This is a genomic window from Sphingomonas sp. SP4 (assembly GCF_058313375.1).
Genome location: NZ_JBZFLE010000002.1, coordinates 57,279 through 74,996, shown reverse-complemented (window position 1 = coordinate 74,996; position 17,718 = coordinate 57,279). Strand labels below are relative to the sequence as shown.

General features: G+C 61.9%; 19 protein-coding genes. 8 read left to right on the top strand and 11 right to left on the bottom strand.

Translation table 11 applies throughout. The features are described 5' to 3' along the window. The first annotated feature begins 39 nt into the window (after positions 1–39). The 3 genes from AC4GYV_RS09640 (at position 40) to AC4GYV_RS09630 (ending at position 3,060) form a co-directional block, all read left to right on the top strand. Positions 40–522 (top strand): SRPBCC family protein, encoded by a 483-nt coding sequence (locus AC4GYV_RS09640; protein ID WP_491100498.1) that lies wholly within the window; start codon positions 40–42, stop codon positions 520–522. A gap of 243 nt (positions 523–765) precedes the next feature. Beyond that, entirely contained in the window at positions 766–2,037 is a 1,272-nt protein-coding gene (locus AC4GYV_RS09635; RefSeq protein WP_491100497.1) for a DUF1214 domain-containing protein, read from the top strand. Positions 2,038–2,049: 12 nt separating this feature from the next. Continuing rightward, entirely contained in the window at positions 2,050–3,060 is a 1,011-nt protein-coding gene (locus AC4GYV_RS09630) for a DUF1214 domain-containing protein (protein WP_491100496.1), read from the top strand. Here the strand turns inward: AC4GYV_RS09630 and AC4GYV_RS09625 are convergent. Next, on the bottom strand, positions 3,045–3,566 hold the full coding sequence (locus AC4GYV_RS09625) for a hypothetical protein (RefSeq protein ID WP_491100495.1): 522 nt from the start codon (positions 3,564–3,566) through the stop codon (positions 3,045–3,047). The genes AC4GYV_RS09630 and AC4GYV_RS09625 overlap by 16 nt on opposite strands. 230 nt (positions 3,567–3,796) lie before the next feature. Here AC4GYV_RS09625 and AC4GYV_RS09620 point away from each other — a divergent pair, with 230 nt between their 5' ends. Further along, positions 3,797–4,276, top strand: coding sequence for a hypothetical protein (locus AC4GYV_RS09620; protein ID WP_491100494.1), 480 nt, complete (start codon positions 3,797–3,799; stop codon positions 4,274–4,276). A gap of 7 nt (positions 4,277–4,283) precedes the next feature. On the opposite strand, the gene AC4GYV_RS09615 is transcribed toward AC4GYV_RS09620, so the two are convergent. From AC4GYV_RS09615 to AC4GYV_RS09605, 3 genes are all read right to left on the bottom strand, one after another. After that, positions 4,284–4,775, bottom strand: a complete 492-nt coding sequence (locus AC4GYV_RS09615; RefSeq protein ID WP_491100493.1) for a L,D-transpeptidase family protein — start codon at positions 4,773–4,775, stop codon at positions 4,284–4,286. A gap of 130 nt (positions 4,776–4,905) precedes the next feature. Beyond that, positions 4,906–5,811, bottom strand: a complete 906-nt coding sequence (locus AC4GYV_RS09610) for a hypothetical protein (protein ID WP_491100492.1) — start codon at positions 5,809–5,811, stop codon at positions 4,906–4,908. 121 nt (positions 5,812–5,932) lie between these two features. After that, positions 5,933–7,180, bottom strand: coding sequence for an ArsB/NhaD family transporter (locus AC4GYV_RS09605; protein ID WP_491100491.1), 1,248 nt, complete (start codon positions 7,178–7,180; stop codon positions 5,933–5,935). A 241-nt stretch (positions 7,181–7,421) separates the two neighbouring features. On the opposite strand from AC4GYV_RS09605, the gene AC4GYV_RS09600 reads away from it, so the two are divergent. Continuing rightward, positions 7,422–7,949, top strand: a complete 528-nt coding sequence (locus AC4GYV_RS09600; RefSeq protein WP_491100490.1) for a PEPxxWA-CTERM sorting domain-containing protein — start codon at positions 7,422–7,424, stop codon at positions 7,947–7,949. Positions 7,950–7,966: 17 nt separating this feature from the next. Here the strand turns inward: AC4GYV_RS09600 and AC4GYV_RS09595 are convergent, their stop codons facing one another. Beyond that, entirely contained in the window at positions 7,967–9,619 is a 1,653-nt protein-coding gene (locus tag AC4GYV_RS09595; protein ID WP_491100489.1) for a SulP family inorganic anion transporter, read from the bottom strand. A gap of 196 nt (positions 9,620–9,815) precedes the next feature. On the opposite strand from AC4GYV_RS09595, the gene AC4GYV_RS09590 reads away from it, so the two are divergent. Continuing rightward, on the top strand, positions 9,816–10,004 hold the full coding sequence (locus AC4GYV_RS09590; protein ID WP_491100488.1) for a hypothetical protein: 189 nt from the start codon (positions 9,816–9,818) through the stop codon (positions 10,002–10,004). A gap of 32 nt (positions 10,005–10,036) precedes the next feature. On the opposite strand, the gene AC4GYV_RS09585 is transcribed toward AC4GYV_RS09590, so the two are convergent. Continuing rightward, entirely contained in the window at positions 10,037–10,429 is a 393-nt protein-coding gene (locus AC4GYV_RS09585; protein ID WP_491100487.1) for a DUF2541 family protein, read from the bottom strand. Positions 10,430–10,537: 108 nt separating this feature from the next. On the opposite strand from AC4GYV_RS09585, the gene AC4GYV_RS09580 reads away from it, so the two are divergent. Continuing rightward, the gene (locus AC4GYV_RS09580; protein WP_491100486.1) at positions 10,538–11,197 is read left to right on the top strand and encodes a glutathione S-transferase family protein; all 660 of its coding nucleotides are present in this window, start codon (positions 10,538–10,540) and stop codon (positions 11,195–11,197) included. On the opposite strand, the gene AC4GYV_RS09575 is transcribed toward AC4GYV_RS09580, so the two are convergent. Beyond that, positions 11,187–11,525, bottom strand: coding sequence for a hypothetical protein (locus tag AC4GYV_RS09575; protein ID WP_491100485.1), 339 nt, complete (start codon positions 11,523–11,525; stop codon positions 11,187–11,189). The genes AC4GYV_RS09580 and AC4GYV_RS09575 overlap by 11 nt on opposite strands. 233 nt (positions 11,526–11,758) lie before the next feature. Here AC4GYV_RS09575 and AC4GYV_RS09570 point away from each other — a divergent pair, with 233 nt between their 5' ends. Further along, positions 11,759–11,980 (top strand): hypothetical protein, encoded by a 222-nt coding sequence (locus AC4GYV_RS09570; protein WP_491100484.1) that lies wholly within the window; start codon positions 11,759–11,761, stop codon positions 11,978–11,980. Positions 11,981–11,984: 4 nt separating this feature from the next. On the opposite strand, the gene AC4GYV_RS09565 is transcribed toward AC4GYV_RS09570, so the two are convergent. The 4 genes from AC4GYV_RS09565 to AC4GYV_RS09550 all read right to left on the bottom strand — a co-directional run bounded on the left by AC4GYV_RS09565 (position 11,985) and on the right by AC4GYV_RS09550 (position 17,665). After that, complete coding sequence (locus tag AC4GYV_RS09565; protein ID WP_491100483.1) at positions 11,985–15,140, bottom strand: efflux RND transporter permease subunit; 3,156 nt, start codon at positions 15,138–15,140, stop codon at positions 11,985–11,987. 6 nt (positions 15,141–15,146) lie between these two features. Then, a complete protein-coding gene (locus AC4GYV_RS09560) occupies positions 15,147–16,352 on the bottom strand; it encodes an efflux RND transporter periplasmic adaptor subunit (protein WP_491100482.1) in 1,206 nt (401 codons plus the stop codon). Between the two features lie 154 nt (positions 16,353–16,506). Then, positions 16,507–17,313 carry a COG4705 family protein gene (locus tag AC4GYV_RS09555; protein WP_491100481.1) on the bottom strand — a complete coding sequence of 269 codons (807 nt, stop codon included), beginning with the start codon at positions 17,311–17,313 and terminating at the stop codon, positions 16,507–16,509. A gap of 25 nt (positions 17,314–17,338) precedes the next feature. Then, entirely contained in the window at positions 17,339–17,665 is a 327-nt protein-coding gene (locus AC4GYV_RS09550) for a DUF2218 domain-containing protein (protein ID WP_491100480.1), read from the bottom strand. Between the last annotated feature and the right edge of the window lie 53 nt (positions 17,666–17,718).

The following is a 17,718-nucleotide window of genomic DNA, read 5'->3' as shown; positions in this document are numbered from 1 at the left end:
CGGATAAAGTCGGCTGCCCGTCCGGCTGCAGATAGGCCGATGGGCCTCGTAGAGCAGAAAGATCTGGACTGGATCGGGCGCGCTCCGTTCTCCATCTCGGGTTCGGCAACGTCCACTGCGTCCCCGGAAGCGATCTTCGCTGTCTTGGCGGAACACGAGCGCTGGCCTGAATGGTTTCCCTTCATCAAGAAGATCGTGGTTGTCGGGCCAATCCGCGAAGGCGTCGGCGTTCGACGCATTACGACCGTGCCGAGCGGTCAACTCCACGAACTCTTCATCCTCTGGGATCCGGGGACGCGGTTTGCGTTCACATGCACCGCTATTAGCCCGCCGATTACGCGGGCGCTCCTCGACGACTGCCGCGTCGAGCGGACCGACGCGGGTACCACCCGCATCACCTATACGACTTATCTCGACCCGCCGCCTCTAGTGATGCCCTTCATGAAACTGATGAAGGGCTTCTTGGACAAGAAGTTCGACGAAGGCATGAGGGCGCTCGCGACCCGCGCGGAGCGGCGTTAGTCTACGCGGAAGCCTGATCTCCGTCGTGAGCATAACCTCGGGGGTTCATCCCGATACAACGGTCGATTCGCGTGTCTTACAGCCCGCCCTGAGACTTCAGGAGAAGGCAAAATGGCGGGTAATCAGACACTTGAACTGACCCTTACTCGTCCGGATTCCCTCTCCGAAAGTGCACCCTATTCAGAGCCCGAGCTTAATAGGCGGGCCATCCATCGAAGGTCGGTGGAGGCCGTTATCTGGGGAATGCCTGCGGTCAATTTCGACTTGATGCTTCAGGCCATGATCCAAGGCGGCGGCGCAGCCAATCAGATCGCACTCTGGTCGCGTCCACCCGACGGCAAGAACCGGACGCTGACGCCCAATCCGAACACGATCTACCTGATGCCGTTTTACGACACGAAGGAGGTGGGGCCGATGGTGCTCGAGATCCCGCCGGCAAACGGCGGCAAGATCACGGGCAGCATCGATGACCTGTGGCAATGCGCGCTGGAGGATGTCGGGCCGGCTGGTGCCGACAAGGGCGCCGGGGCCAAGTATCTGATCCTGCCGCCGGGATACGACCAGGCGGCACCCGCCGGTTACATCGCCCTGCAGTCACCAACCTATCAGGGTTACGCCTTGCTCCGCTCGGACGTTGGTAGCGGAAGCGACGCCGACATCATGAAAGCGGTCGCCTACGGACGGAGAGTCGGCTTCTATCCTCTGTCTCAAGCGGGAAGTCCCGCCACGCGGTTCGTCGATTTCGATGGCAAGCCATTCGAAGCGAACATCCCTTACGGCCGCTGCTTCTTCCGATCCCTGGCACGCGTCATCGAGCACGAACCTTGGCTCACTCGTGACAAGGCGATGATCGACCAGCTTCGCTCGCTCGGCATCGAGAAGGGAAAAGCCTTCAATCCGGACGCCGCTATCGAAGCGATCTTTGATGCCGCGGCCCCTGAGGCGCAGGCTTGGATCGACACTCGTCGTGAGGCGCTGTTCGATCCGCCATTCTATCCGGGAACGCGCTGGGCCGTGCCCGCCGATCAGGAGCTGATCGAGGCCAACGAAACGCAGTTTTCCGCGCCCGACAATTATCCCGTGGACGCGCGCTCGGTCACTTATTCGATGGGCTATTTCAGTGCCAAGAATTTGGGCGGCGGCCAATTCTATTTGATGGCCATCCGCGACCGTGACGGGCAGCCGCTCGCCGGTAAATCGACTTACCGCCTTCATGTACCGCCGGACGCACCCTTCGACCTATACTGGTCCGTCACGGCCTATGACCGCGAAACCCACGGCCTTGTACGCGACGTGGCGCGCGCCAGCCGCGGCTCCAATAGCCCGGAGATACAAGCTAACGGCGACGGCTCGGTCGATGTCTTCTTCGGCCCATCGCCGCCGTCAGGGAAGGACGGCAACTGGGTTCCGATCCGTCCCGACCGCAGCTTCGAAGTGCTGTTCCGAATCTACGGCCCGCAGAAGTCCTTCTTCGAGAAAAAGTGGACGTTGCCCGACATCGAGCAGATCGCCTGAGGAGAAAGACATATGCAGGAATCAGAGACGCTCGAGCGCCCAGCAACTAGCGGTGACACCGATCAAACTGTCCCCGTCACGGCGAACAATTTCGTTCGGGCGGAAACTGATCTCTATTTCGGGAAGGCCATCCAAGGCGCAGGGGGCATCGGTCGTTTCCACCATGTCCGCGAGCCAATGCCGATCGACAACCAGACGGTGATCCGCGGCAATCGGGATACGCTTTATACCTCGATCGTATTCGACCTTGAGGCCGGGGCCGTCACAGTGGTGAAGCCGGACGCGGGAGGCCGCTTCATGTCGATGCAAATCTTCGATGAGGATCAGTATACCCGTCCGACGATCTACGATCCCGGCGAATACACCCTCAGTCGCGATCGTTTCGATACTCGCTATGCGATGGTGGCTTTCCGCACCCTCGTCGATCCGACAGCTCCAGGCGACCTCGAAAAAGTCCACGCGCTGCAGGATTCAATTTCCGCGTCTCAACCGGAAGGGCCCGGCAAGTGGCAGATTCCCCACTGGGATCCCGTGAGCCAACAAAAGGTCCGCGACGCGCTCCTGGTATTGGCCAGCACGATCACCGACATGAGCAAGGCCTTCGGCACAAAGGAAGAGGTCGATCCTGTCCAGCGCCTGTTCGGAGCAGCATCGGCCTGGGGGGCTAATCCGCCTCGCGATGCCGTCTATCTCAACCTCACTCCGCAGCGGAACGACGGGCAGACCGTCTATCGGCTACGCGTTCCTGCTGAGGTGCCTGTCGACGGTTTCTGGTCCATCAGCGTCTACGGGGCCGACGGCTATTACAAGAAAAACTCACTCGATCGGTACACGCTTAACAATCTCACCGCGCAAAAGGAGTCTGACGGGTCCGTGACGATCCAATTCGGTGGCTGTGACAGCGGAGCGGCTAACTGCATCCCGATCATGGAGGGCTGGAACTATATGGTCCGGCTCTACCGCCCGCGGCCTGAGATACTCGACGGCAGTTGGGAGTTTCCGGAGGCTCAGCCAGTCGGTTGATTCTTCGATCCGGGCAGCGTCGATAGCTGGGCGTTCAATCGGCCGCTCATCTCCCTTAGCGCTTGGTGCACGGATTCGACCGTGTAGGGATCGTCCGGGCTTGGCAGTCTGCCCTCGCGTTCGAAGTGCGGCGGCTCATCCATCGATCTGCCCCATTCGACGTCCACCTGACGCACGAGTTCCCTCAGGACATGGTCTGTGGCGAGCAGGCGTTGCGAGAGTTTGGCGAGTGCGACGAGCGGCTGATCCAGGTGCTTCAGCAGCAGCTCGCTTCCTTCGATCTGGCGGTACAGCACGGTGTGAAGTGCGCCCGCCGGATCATCGACGTAATTGGTGAGCCAATAATGGATCTCGTTTTCGGCCTGCTGCTGAAGCGAGATCGCCGAACCGCCCTTCATCGCTCCCTCGCCAGCGAGGCGGCCGATCGCTTCCTGCGGCGTGAACTTACGTCGTTGGCGGATCTCGCGTTCGAGCCCCGCATCCGGATCTTCGATTTGCCTGCTCATCGGGGGCCGCCTCGTTCTGCGCGAGGAAGAACCTAGCGTCGGCGCTCGCCAGCGGGATTCAGGACTCCACCTGATTTTTCTTCAGGGTTTGCTGCTGCGCTGTGCTTCACATGCTCAATCAACGGCCGAGCGTGGTCGATAACGGACAATGGCAGCAACTAGCGTATATCGCGCCGTCACCGCTTTGAGTCGGGGGGCGGCGGCCTGTGATCCTGGAAAGGAGAAAGGCCATGAACAGACCAACCAAATTCGCTTTGATCATCGCCGGTGTGGCGCTTGTGATTCCGCAAGCTGCGCTTGCCCAAAAGGTGGATTCGAAAGCTTGGAACGGCGCGTGGCATCTCAATGCTGCAAAGTCGAAGTTCGAGTCAGACAACAAGGAGCAGAGCGAAACCCGCACCTATAGCGTGTCGGGCGACACGATCACGATGAAGTCGAGCTCGAAGGACGCCAAGGGCAAGGCGATGAATTTCAGCTACTCTGCTACGCTGGATGGGAAATGGTCTCCGATGCACGGGAACCCGGCGGCGGACAGCATCTCGCTTAAGCCGGTGAGCGACCGCGAGATCAAGGCAAGCTCCCGCCTGAAGGGCAAGCCGTCGGCTGAATCCACGGCGGCCGTGTCGGCGGACGGCAAGCATTTGACGCTCACGCGCAAGCTGGTGAGCCAGAAAGGCGCTCCGACGGACGTGCTACAGTTCGATCGCTAGTTGGACGTCATGCGCGGATCATGACCGGCGTGCCTAGCCTCGTGACCCCGTAGAGCAACTTGGCAAAGCCTCGCGGCAGCCGAATGCAGCCGTGCGAGGACCGATAGCCGGGGACGTGCCCGGCATGCATTGCGACGCCCTTCCAGGTGAGGCGCTGCATGTAGGGCATCGGCGCATCGTCATATGTGCGTGAGCGATGGACGACCTCCTTCTGGAGGACCGTGAAGACGCCCGTCGGCGTGCCGCGTCCCTTGCGCCCGGTCGATACCGTTGACGCCGCGACGACCACGCCGCCGCGGTAAAGCAGCGCGCGCTGCGTGCCGAGATCGATGACGAGAAAAACGGGTCCGCCTGGGGATGCCTTTGCTTCCCAGACATATTGGCCCGGTCGGAGGCGCGCTGCCTTTTCGATGATCGAAGGCTTCGCATGCCTAGCGGCATGTGCGGGGTTCGCCGCTGCGGTGCACACTACCATGACAAGTGGGATCAGCCGCTTCACGGACCTACCTCGTCAGGCGATTTGCTCCCCAACAGGCTCCCAGCTGCGCGCGCGAATTACCGCGGGGGCAGCGGCTGTCCCATAAGCAAAGTCATGTACCGTCAGCTAAGGAGGGCGCGGCGAGCTTGGTTCACTTCTTCTTGTTCTTTGGGAACAAGGCGGTGAGCGTGAAGCGAAAGCCGTTCTTGGGACCCTGAGGAGGAGTCACGAAGTAATGGCGATATCCAAGTTGCATCTGGATCGGAAACGGAAGCCCGGTCTTCTTCGGACCAAGTAGCTGGGCAACCGCGATATTCATCGGAACGGTCCACTGGTGAGCGACCCAGTTGTACGTGGATTCCGTGTTGAGCGAGAAGGTGGTTGCTTGCTTCGTCGTGTAGCTGAGGAACGGTTGAAGGAATGCGCTGCTGACACGCTGACGGTCGCTCGCGCCTGCAACTGACCAGATCTGGTTTGCAAGCATGCCGACGGTCCATGGCCCCATCTGTTTCAGGACGACGAAGGTGGGACCCGCGCCCCACTTGCCGGAGGTCAGATATTTCGACGTGCCGGTCCTGAACAGGAACACTGGACCCACGCCCCAGATGATCCCCAGCTTTCCCGGTTTCTGCGGAGACAGGAAGAAGCTCTGGGTCGTATCCGAAAGCCCGAACTGATTATTGTCGGATGCAGGCGGGGAGGGGATGATGTTCCTCTGCGCGATGACCGGCACGATGGTCCGCGAAATGAGGTTCCATTCCGAGTTGAGCGTGATCGGTATGACGGGCTGGATGTTCAGCTTGTACTGGACGCCATCATTCTTGGGCCCGGCCCCGAAATCCCAATTGTTCTGGAGCGGAACGCTGATCAGCGAGGCCACCGGATTGGACAATTGCTTGGCGAGATCCTGGCCTTCGGCATCCGCGGGAGCGGACGCTTCTGGACCTGGCGGGTCCGCATTGGCCCCTGTGGGGAACGCGGCGGCGAGGGTGAAAACTGCGAAGGCCGGAAGAAGCTGAGCAGCTCTGGCGGCCTTATCCGTGATCCCTAACGTCATCGGACACCCTCAGATTCCGCGGCGCAAATCCCAATCCGCGCCAGATGGTCAGACTAGGTACGTCCACGGCTGTTCGCCGAAATCGGTAGGATTCTGGAGTTTCAGAGTGCGCGCACCCGGGTCAGCTGCCGATGAAGTGCTGCAGCGCCATCATCCAAAGGGCAGCCAAAAGAAGCGCCGTGATTGAGGCGATTGCTCCGGCCTTCAGGAACTCGAGAAATGAGATCTTCACGCCCCGACGCGCCGCACTCTCGACCACGATAATCCCGGCGAGGCTTCCGAAGTTCACGATGTTGCTCGAGAAGCCCGCGCCCAAAGCAAGCGCCGCTGTCGAGATGATGGGAGTGCTCTTGTCGGCGAAGGGAGCCAGCAGCATCACTGCCGAGCTGTTGTCGGCCAGGTCGCTCAGTACCGAGATGACGACCAGAAGCGCGTAGGGATTGCTCAGGCTGAAGCCGTGCTTCGTCAGCCAATCCAGTGCGATCGTCGGATAGGCCGTGTGCGCGATTGCACCATTGATCACGAACAATGAGAAGACGAGGAGCAGAAGATTGCCGTCCACCCGTTCGAGCAGGTCCGAGGATCGCACGTTGATGGCTCTGCGATTCAGCAGCAAAGCACCCGCCGCTGCAAGGGCGACAATCGGGTAAGGCAAGCTAGAGAAGAGAAAGCAGCCGACGACCGCGAACAGCACGATCGCTGCCTTCACCAGTTCCAGTCGATTGATCACTGCGGTGTGCTGATCCGCAACCGACGCGCCACCTTCGAGCATCCATTTCTTACGGTACAGGGCGACGAGCGCGAGCCAGATAATCGGTAGCGAGAGAATGGCCGGCACCGCTCCGGCGAGCAAGAATTCCTGAAACGTCACGCCGGTTTGGCGTGCGATGATCATGTTCTGTGGGCTGCCGATCATGCTGCCCGCAGAGCCGGCGTTTGACGCCAACCCGAAGCCGAGAAGGAAGGGCTTCGGGTTGAGACCGCGCCTCATGGTCATTTCGATGACCAGGGGCACCATCGCTACGACTACCACGTCGTTCGTGAGCAATGACGAGAGCAAGCCGGAAATCGCGATGAGTATCGCCAACAGGCGACGCGGGGAGACGTTCAGTTGCTCAACCTGGATCGCGACCCAGTGGTAGAAGCCGGCGACGTAGAAGGCGCCGGAAACGATCATTAGGCCGAATAATAGAGCAAGCGTTCCGAAATCGGCCGCGCGCCATGCTTCCTCGAAGCCGATCCCTCCGACGAGGATCATGGAGATCGCGCCCAGGATGGCGCCGCCGGTGCGGTCGACCCTGAACCCCGGCAGATAGCCGATGGCGATGATCACATACGTGAGCAGGAAGACTAGAAGTACTGGGTCCATATATTCCCGAGGTTCCGAGCCGGACCATCCCTTCGGGGGACCGGAACAACCATCGGGGAATCTCCCAACCCTCAGCTCCCATTCCAACTGCTTACGCCGGAGCGCCGAAGTTGCGTCACGAGCAGGCGGGTCGGAAAAGAACGAAACAACGGTTGTGGTTCACGGTTTGGTTAACAAGTGTTATGAAGCTGCTGTCCGCGACCTTTGGGCGAGTGGTTTCACGTCAAAGAGGGGGTGTTCCATGAAAGCGTGGATCTTAGCGGCCGTCGCCGCGTCTGCGGCCGCCGTCGCTGGTCCTGCCGGGGCGCAAGACTATTCGATGTCCTTTACGTTCTCGGGCACGGGCGGAGGGAGCGGAACCGCCCTGTTCCACGTCAATGGCGACGCGTCCGCCGGCTTCGTGCTGATCGATTCACTGACCGGCACATTCAATGGCAATGCAATGACGCTGCTCGCTCCGGGAACGTCTCCGCCCAGTTTCCCGAACAATAATCTGTTCACCGACACCGCACCTTACTTCGACATGAGCGGGCTGTCGTTTGCCGCAGGCGGCGTGAACTACAACCTCTATGCTAACGCGAGCTCCATCAACAATTGGTGCAGCGGCAACTGCGACGGCATAGGCGGCGCAGCGACGGTCAGCGTTCAGGCTGCAGCGGCAGTTCCGGAACCTGGAACGTGGGCGATGATGATCGGTGGTTTCGCGGGTCTTAGCATTGCGGTGCGCCGGATTCGAAAAAAGGCGGGAGCGGCCGAACAACTCGCCTAAGCAGGCCAGTGATCTGACTATGCAGCCTGTTTGAGGTCGCGCAGGCCTTCGGCGGCGACCAACGCTTCGTGCGGCGTGGCGAAGACCCGGTCGCGCCCGATGAGATCGACGAGGCCGGAGCGTTCCAAGATATCCCGGAAGTCGCTGTGGCCGCCGCCGATCAGAAGCTCAACGCCCATCTTGTCGAGATCGGCCTTCAGCCCCTCCAGCGCGTCAACCGCGCCCGTATCGGCGTGGATCATCGCCGAAGCATCGATCACCAGCCACTTCGCGTCTCGATGATCGGCTAAGGCCGCGAGCGCCCTGTCGCGGAAAAACTGAGCATTGAGGAAGGTCAGTGACGCTTCGAACAGGTAGACGACGATCCGATTGGGCGGCACCGCGTCCGGATAACGCTGGGTCGAGACCAGCTCGCCGCTGCGTGGATGACGGCCCATGATCCGGTCCGGCGGCCGGGATGCGAGCCGGAGCATATTCGCGAGTGTCAAAAGCACGGCGATGAACACGCCCTCAAGCACACCAATCCAGATTACCCCCGCCATGGCGACCAGGGCGAAGGCAAGTTCGCGCCAGTCGACCTTCGCGAGACGCTTGAATGCCTTGACGTCGACCAGGTCGACCGCCGCCGACAGGATGATCGCTCCCAGCGCTGGCTCCGGCAGGAGCGATAGCGGCCCAGTGAAGGCGGTTATGACCAAGGCAATTGAAGCGGCCGCTGTGACCCCGACTAATGCCGTTTGCCCGCCAGAGGCGATTGCCACGGCAGTCCGGCTCGCGGTGCCGGCCACGGCGAAGCCCTGGAAAAGGCCTGCGGCCACGTCCGCGATTCCGAAGCCCGCCAGCTCGCGATTGGGGTCGCTCCTTGCGCCGATGCGGGCGCCGAAGGCTTGCTGGGCGAGTATCCCCGCGGCGAAACTGATCACAACTATTCCCGCGACCGAAAAGAGGAGCCGGCCGGAGTCTCCCGTGAAAGCCGGAAGATGAAGCGAAGGAAGGCCCGTTGGCAGCTTCCCGATCAAAGCGAAACCGAGAGCGCTGAAGTTCATCGCCGCTGACAGGATCAGCGCAATTGCCACGGCTACGGCTGGACCTGGAACGTGCGGCGTCAGCCGCTTCATAATTCTCAACAGAAGGAACAAGCCGGTCGCGAGTGCGACGCTCGGCCAATGAATTTCTGCGTGACGCCGAGCGAGTTCCAGGAAGGGACGGAGCAATCCCGGCTCCTTCAACGGGACGCGCGTCACGCTTGGAAGTTGGCTGATTACCAGCTTCAAGGCGATGCCCGCGAGATAGCCGATCAACACGGGCTTGGAGATGAGGTTGGCAATAAAGCCGAGCCGCAGCTTCGAAGCGACAATGCAGGCAATGCCGACCATCAACGAGAGCTCGGCCGCCACCGGCGCGCGCGCCTCGATCGCGACCACGCCGAGCCCGGTGATCGTCGTTCCGAGCAGGAGCGACGTCGCCGTGTCCGGCCCGACGATCAGGAAGCGCGAAGACGGGCCGAACAAAGCGTAAGCCAGCGTCGGGAAAATGCTCGCGTAAAGGCCGATTTCGGGGGGCACTCCGACGAGTTTTGAATATGCGAGGCCGATCGGAATGGCGACTGCGGCGACGCTCAGGCCGGCGCCGATCTCGCGCGGGATGGCCGACGGCTTTAGGGCGGCCATGGTGGAAAGGCCCGGTATCCAGCGCGTGACCATGGGGCGAGGGAGCTAACCGCGTTGAATGCAGCTGGTTATCGGTGGAATACGGTAGCTGCTGTTTCCGGGAGATCGCCTGAGACGACCCTCCGTGAAAATCCCCATTCCAGCCGCGCTTCTTCCCGCTGATGTTCTAAGCGATTGATTCCGTAGGCGCATTTGTATGCCGCGTGGTGAGGAAGACCTGGACTCCGCGCACCTGAGGGAGCTGGCTGCCAAGTGCCGCCGCCTTTCCGGCGAGATATATGATAAGGTCACCGTCGCCGCGCTTCGCCAGATGGCCGCCGAATACGACAGGCTGGCTCACTTCAAGGAAGAACAATCAAGACCACCGCCGCCGCGCATCATGTGATCGTTGCGGCGAGACGCGCAAGGCTCGTGAGACTAGCGCCCCTGGACGCGGATCCACGCCCTCGCGGTGCGCTGGTTCGGCTGGGACGTCGTCACCCGTACCGACGAGACGTTGCGGCGCGAGCCCGAAAGCCACAGCGAACGCGTGCACGATCCCCTGGGGACGGTCGAGCGGACCGACAGGGTTTGCGTCCGGTTATTGTTGAAGCGGACTCGGGCTTCCGTGAACCTGATCCGGTTTTGCTCGGCGCAGAAACGAAGCGCCGAGACGTCCGATCCGCGGCGAAGGGGGATGGTCACGTCTCTCCAGCCCGATCGGGTGACCTGACCGCCGCCGAGCGTTCGCCAGACGGCAGATTGGGCGGGGCTTGGGATCGACGTCAAAATCAATGCAGGAAATATGAGCGAAGAAATGGCCGTTCGCATGGCAGTCTCCGTCAGCAACCCGACTCTAGCGGGCCACGGGCCCATAGCATGGAAGGGCCGCGGGCGACTAAGGACGGTTCAGCTTCAGCGCAACTTGGAGACTTTTGCATGCGTCCCACAATCACCGCCTTTGCAGCCTCTCCCGATCGCGGCCGCGGTCTCGCCCGCGACCTGCATGTGCGCTGGGCATTGGAGGAGGTGGGCCAGCCTTACGACGTTCGTCTCGTCTCCTTCGCCGAGATGAAGCAGCCGGCATACAAAGCGCTCCAACCGTTCGGGCAGATCCCCGCTTACCAAGAAGGCGACCTGACCCTGTTCGAAACGGGGGCGATCGTGCTCCACATCGCGCAGCGTCATCCAGGGCTGTTACCAAGCGACCCCGATGCGCGGGCTCGCGCGATCAGCTGGATGTTCGCAGCGCAAACTACGATCGAGCCGGTCGTCGTCCAGCGCGAGGTCTCACTCCTGATGGAGAAGGACAAGCCCTGGCACGAGGAGCGCTTCCCGCTGGTGCTCGATCGGATCCGCAATCGGCTCAACGACTTGTCGGCGCGACTAGGTGAATCCGAGTGGCTCGACGGCGAGTTCAGCGCCGGCGACTTGCTGATGATTGAGGTGCTCCGTCGGCTGACGACCGGAGACCTCCTCAAGGAATATCCGAACCTTTCGGCCTATGTCGCCCGCGGCGAAGCGCGGCCCGCTTTCAAGCGAGCCTTCGACGCGCAATACGAGGTCTTCAAGGCGTCGGCGGCAGCGACTACTGATTAGCGCATGCGACGTCGTACTGAGACACGGAAGCCGTGTTTCGCGAGTTCTGCAGCTGCGATCCGGCGTAATGTGAGCCGGACGTGCTGTCTTCGCCGCTGAACGGTGAACCGCCGCCTGGTGCGTTGGCAGAGTTACCGGGCGTCGTACCTAGATCCTCGCACGACTGATTGGGCTGGCCCAGCGCCTGTCCCGAGTTGGTGTGATTGTAGCCTTGGCCATTGTACTGGCCGTTCCCTGGCGCGGTCGTCGGAGATGGCGGCGTCGGTGCTGCCATTGAGATCGCCGGCGCGAATGTGATCGCGGCCGCAGTGAGGATGACGCGTTTCATGGGGAAGTCCTTTCTGGCTTCGATTTCCCCTGTTCGCTTGGTGGTGGTGCCTCCGGGACGCGCATTGGTTCATCGCGGAAGCCCCGCGCGACTCAACCGCTTTGCCCAAACGCCGTTGCTCGGCTCGGCGCTTATCGCGGGGATATGGGCTTCTTTCAGGTAGTTGGCGAACCGATTTGACGAGAAGTTAACTGCAGCGCATGCGTTGGGGCGAACCTTGGGAGGGGTGCCGCATGACGATTGCCGCGAACCGCGTTGCAGAGCTGTGCGGGTTGACTGCGGGTGAGCTCAGCGAAGACCTGCAGCTGATGGAGCAAGGCATCATCAAGATCGAAATGTTCGGCATGGACATGACCAAGGAACTGGTCGAGCGCCTTCGCGCCAACCTCCATAGAATGCAGGAAGTGATTGATGGCTGCACGAGCGATTCCGCCGTGCAGCCGCTAGACAGCTGATCTGTTATTCCGCCGGGACCGGTTGCGGATCGGGCGTCCCGACTGGCTTCCCGTGACGGAACAGTTGCATCACCACGATGAAGAACAAAGGCACGAAGAAGATCGCGAGGAAAGTCGCGGTCAAAGCACCGCCCACGACCGCGCGGCCAATGGCGTTCTGACTGCCCGCGCCCGGTCCGCTTGCGACTGCGAGCGGAAATACGCCGAACACGAGGGCGAGGCTGGTCATGAGCATTGGTCGAAGGCGCAGCTTCGCCGCCTCGATCGCAGCGTCGACGAGACCAACGCCGGCCTTCAGTCGGTCCTCGGCGAATTCGACAATAAGGATCGCGTTCTTGGCGCCGAGGCCCATGGTGGTGATCAGGCCGACTTGTAGGTAAATGTTGTTGTCGAGGCCCGTGAGCTTCGCCGCCAGCAATGCGCCGATGATGCCCAGCGGCACGACCAGCAGCACCGCGACCGGGATCGACCAGCTTTCGTAAAGCGCAGCCAGGCACAGGAATACGATCAGTAGGGACAGGCCGTAGAGCGCGGGCGCCTGCCCGCTCGATTGCTGCTCTTCATAAGAAAGGCCGGTCCACTTCAGGCCAGTGCCTGGCGGCAGCTTCGCCTGCATTTCTTCCATCGCCTTCATCGCGGCGCCAGTGCTGACGCCGGGTGCGGGCGCGCCCTGCAGCTCCAGCGAGGGGACGCCATTGTACCGCGAGAGCTGAACGGGGGCGTTCGCCCACTTCAGCGTCGAGAAGGACGTGAATGGCGCCATGCTCTTCCCGTCGGCACCTCGGACATAGAGTTCCGTAATGTCCTCGGGCTGCTGGCGATACGGCTCGTCTGCCTGGATGTAGACGCGTTTCACGCGGCCGCGGTCGACGAAGTCGTTGACGTAGGAACCGCCCCACGCGGACGAGATGGTCTGGTTGATCTGACCGATGTCGAGGCCGAGTGCTCGTGCCTTGTCCTGGTCGACGTCGACGCTGAGCTGCGGCGCGTCCTCTAGGCTTACGGGCCTGACGCCCGCCACCCGCTTATCCTGCATCGCCATGCCGAGCAGCATGTTGCGCGCTTCGACCAGTTTGGCGTGACCGATATTGCCGGTGTCCACCAGCTGGAGGTCGAAACCTGTCGCGTTGCCGAGTTCAAGCGCTGCGGGAGGAATGACTGAGATGATCAGCGCATCGCGATAAGAGGCTAGCGCGCCCGATGCGCGCTCGGCGATCGACTTAGACGAGTTCGCCTTGCCCGGCCTGTCGTCCCACGGACGCAGTTGGATGAACGCGATGCCTGCGTTCTGGCCCTGGCCAGCGAATGAGAATCCGCCGACCGTAAATACGCCGTCGACGTTCGCCTTCTCCTTGGTGTCGAAATAGTCGCGGGCGGTATCGAGCGCTTTGTCCGTTCGCGGCAGGGTCGCGCCCGACGGCTCGGCGACGAGCGTGAACACCGCGCCGATATCCTCGTCCGGCATGAAGCCGGTCGGCAAACGCCAGAACAGGAACCCCATCACAAGGACGATCGCGAGATAGGCGAGGGCCGAGCGCTTCTTGCCGCCAACGATTTTCCGCACGCCATTCTCATGGATCACCCGGCCGCGATCGAAGGCATTGTTGAACCAGCGGAAGAAGCGCGACAGCGGTCCGTTGCCTTCATGCTCGAGCGGGTCGCCCGGTTTCAGGATTGTGGCCGCCAATGCTGGTGTGAAGATCAAGGCGACGAGGACCGACAGAATCATTGCGGAGACGATCGTCAGGGAGAACTGTCGGTAGACCACGCCGGTGGAGCCGCCGAAGAAGGCCATCGGCAGGAACACGGCGGCCAGCACCATGGCGATGGCGATCAGCGCGCCGGAAATCTCGTCCATCGACTTGCGCGCTGCTTCCTTGGGCGAAAGGCCCTCGGTTTGAATCAGGCGCTCGACGTTCTCGATGACCACGATCGCATCGTCGACGAGCAGGCCGATCGCCAGCACCATGCCAAACAGCGTCAGCGTGTTGATGCTAAATCCAGCCACCGCCATCACCGCGAAGGTGCCGAGCAACACGACCGGGATCGCAATCGTCGGGATCAAAGTCGCGCGCCAGTTCTGCAGGAACACGAACATGACGAGGAAGACGAGGATCATCGCCTCGAACAATGTCTCGACCACCTGCCGCATCGACGCCTTCACGAACGGCGTTGTGTCCCAGGGATAGATGACCTTCACGTCGGACGGGAATTGCTTGGCGATCTCAGCGATCTCAGCCTTCACCTGGCCGATGGTCTTCAGCGCGTTGGCCCCAGGAGCGAGCCGAAGAGCCGCCGCGGTCGCTGGGTGACCGTTGTACTTGGAGCTGAAGCCATATTGCTCAGCGCCGAGCTCGATGCGCGCGACGTCCCGAAGGCGCACAACCGAGCCGTCTTGCGACGTCTTGATGCGGATGGCGCCGAAATCCTCAGGCGTCTGCAGCCGCGACTGCACCGAGACGGTCGCGTTGAGCTGCTGCGTCGGTGGTGCTGGGAGGTTGCCGAGCTGACCCGCCGACACCTGCGCATTCTGCGCCTGCACGGCCGAGGTCACATCGGCCATGGTCAGCTGGTAGCTGTTGAGCTTCATGGGATCGACCCAGATGCGCATCGAGTACTGGGATCCGAAAGGCTGGATCCCGCCAACGCCATTGATGCGACTGATGGGTTCCTGGATCCTGGCCGCAAACATGTCGGCAAGGTCGAACTGATCGTGCGAGTTGTCGGCGGAATAAAGACCCGGGACGAGCGCAAAGTTCATCGACGACTTCTCGACCTTCACGCCCTGCCGCTGCACTTCTTGGGGAAGCAGCGGAAGCGCGGCCTGCACCTTGTTGTTGACCTGGACCTGAGCAGTGTCGGAGTTGGTGCCCTGTTCGAACGTCAGTGTGATGGTGACTGCGCCTGAGGACGACGACTGCGACGAGAAATAGCGCAGGTTGTCGATGCCCTGCAGCTGCTGCTCGATGATCTGGGTGGTCGTTCGGTCGAGCGTGTTCGCGTCAGCGCCCGGATAGACAGCGGTCACGCCGATCTGAGGCGCCGCAAGCTGCGGAAATTGAGCGATCGGCAGGCTGCGGACGGCGAGCAGGCCGAACAGCATCACCAAAATCGCGAGCACCCACGCGAAGATCGGGCGATCGATGAAATAGCGCGACATGAGCGATCAGTTCGCGCGGAAGGGCTGAGGCTTCACCGGCACGCCGGGCCGAAGCAACGGCCCCCCTTCGACGATCACCTGCTCACCCGGCTTGAGGCCGCCGATAACGAGCCAATTGTCGCCAATCGATCGGTCGGCCTGAATGACCCGAAGTTCAGACATATTGTTCTTGCCCACGACCAGCACGGTTGGCCGGCCACGCTCATCGCGGTTCACGGCGCGCTGCGGAACGAGGATGCCGCGCGACTGAACGCCCTGCGCCAGCTGGCCGCGCACAAACATGCCCGGGAGCAGGAGATGCTGGGGGTTGGGAAAAACTGCGCGGAGAGCCTGCGTGCCTGTCGCCGGATCGACGGTGACGTCGGCGAAGCTCAACGTCCCGGTGTGCGGGTACATCGAGCCGCTCTCAAGCTTCAGCCTGATCGGCGCCTTGTCGGCCGAAATCTGTCCCGCCAGCGTCTGCTCGCGCAGGCGGAGGAAGTCCGCACTGGATTCCTGAATGTCGACATAGATCGGGTCGAGGCGCTGAATCGTGGTGAGGGCATTCTCCTGCCCGGCCTGGACGAGCGCGCCGGTCGTGTAGACCGAACGGCCGATGCGGCCCGAGATCGGCGCGCGGACCGTTGTACGATCGAGATCGATCTGCGCGGTCTTGAGCGCGGCCGCCTGCGCCTGAACATCGGCGCGCGCTTCGCCTGCTGCGGACAGCGCATTCTCGTACAGCTGGCGCGAAACGAAGTTGCGCCTGACCAGCTCGGCATAGCGCCGGACCTGGCCTTCAGCGGCGATGGTCGATGCTTTAGCGCGGGCGAGTGCTGCGCGCGCATTGGCGGCACGCGCTTCATAGGTCGCCGGGTCGATGCGGTAGAGCGGCTGGCCCTGCCTGACGTAATCGCCTTCGGTGAACAGCCGCGCGCGGATGATGCCGTCGACTTGCGGCCGTACGTCTGACGTTTCGAACGGCGTGGTCCGGCCCGGGAGTTCGGTCGTCAGCGTGACCGGCTGCTCGGACACGGTGATTACACCGACGGGTGTCGGTCCTGGCGCAGGTGGCGGCGGCGCTGCCGGACGGCCGAAAAGCAGATAAGCGACAAGCAGCACCACCGCGAGCGCGGCGACGGCAAGCGCTATCTGTTGAGCAACAGGTCTCCGTCGAACGCGGACCAAAAGAGTTTCATGTTCGACGATCGGAATCGAGTCTACGCGGTTCACCCCGCCTCCATCAGCGTATGCACAAACGCCCACTGACGGCCCTAAAGCCGCTAACTCCCTCCGACGGCGGCTAAATGAGAGCGAGGCTAACGCGGATCAAGGTGAGTCTTTCAAACGGTTCATGTCCGTTGCCACCTTGCCACAGGAACAAAACTTATACCTGGGCGGGTACCTGACCGGGGTGGCTGCCGGGGCGCTGAGGCAAGACCATGATGAGGACAACGATCACGACCGCGAGCACCGCAGATGCAATTGGGCGGCTCATGTCCAGGCCGCCCTTGGCGAGGGGCTTGTCGAGCCAATCGCCAACTGTCGCGCCCAGCGGACGGGTAAGGATGAATGCGGCCCAGAACAGGAAAACGCGGCTTACCTTCGTGGTAAAGTAGAGGATGGCGAGCAGCGCGAGACCTGCGCCGAACACCAGTGCGCCGCCAGAGTAGCCAAGGCCCGCATCCGCGATCCAGTCGCCGAGCGCGGTGCCGAGCGTCTGCGAAAAGGTGATGGTGATCCAGTAGAAGGTCTCCTCGCGCGGTCCTGAGACGCTGTTCACGTCGACCGTACCGACAGCGCGATACCAGGCGAACAGGGAGGCGAGGACGCAGGCGAGGAGCAGGATGGAGCCGCCGGGATAGCCGATGCCGAGCGAGCGCGTGGAGAAGTCCGCAAGCGTCGTCCCGCAGGTCGTCGAAGCGACGATCGTTGCCCAGTAGAGCCAGGGATTGAACTTCTTCGCTCGGATCTGAGCGATGACGAGCGCCACCAGTAGGACACCGAAGATCGCGGTGCCGATCAGGTAACCGTAGGGAACGGGGTGGTCGGTGGTCTCACCGAGCCAGGTCATGGTGACGGTGTCGCCGCCCGTTTCTCCCAGCGTCGTCGCCAGGATCTTGATGATCCAGAATCCCAGCGTGACCGCCGGGACCTTTGCGAGCGCTTCGCGCCTGAGCTCCGTATCCGTCATTCGCCCCTAATAGGGGTCGGGCGGGTTAGTTCCACTCGTAGCGGAGCGGCCCTTCACGAAACGCAAAGCGGTCGAGGTGGCGTTCGACGGCTCCTTTCAGCCCTTCGAGTTGCTCGGGCGAGGTGGCATCGATCTGAATCTTGAGGCCGTCATTGGCCGCCTCGAATGTGACGAGCCCATCGCCGGGATGGTTCGCGCCACGGACGTCCTTAGGGAAGAGGACCGTGCCATGTTCCGGCGTGAATTCGACGCTCAGGTTGTGCGTCCAGTGTTTGCAAAGTTGCTGGAGGTAGCGGCTGGCGTTGGGCGTCGCAGCGAAGCCCGTTACGGAAATTCTGGTCAGTTCGGTCATGCCGCCAAGATATATCTTATGCGACCGAAGGCAAGGTTATTGCGAACTTCTCG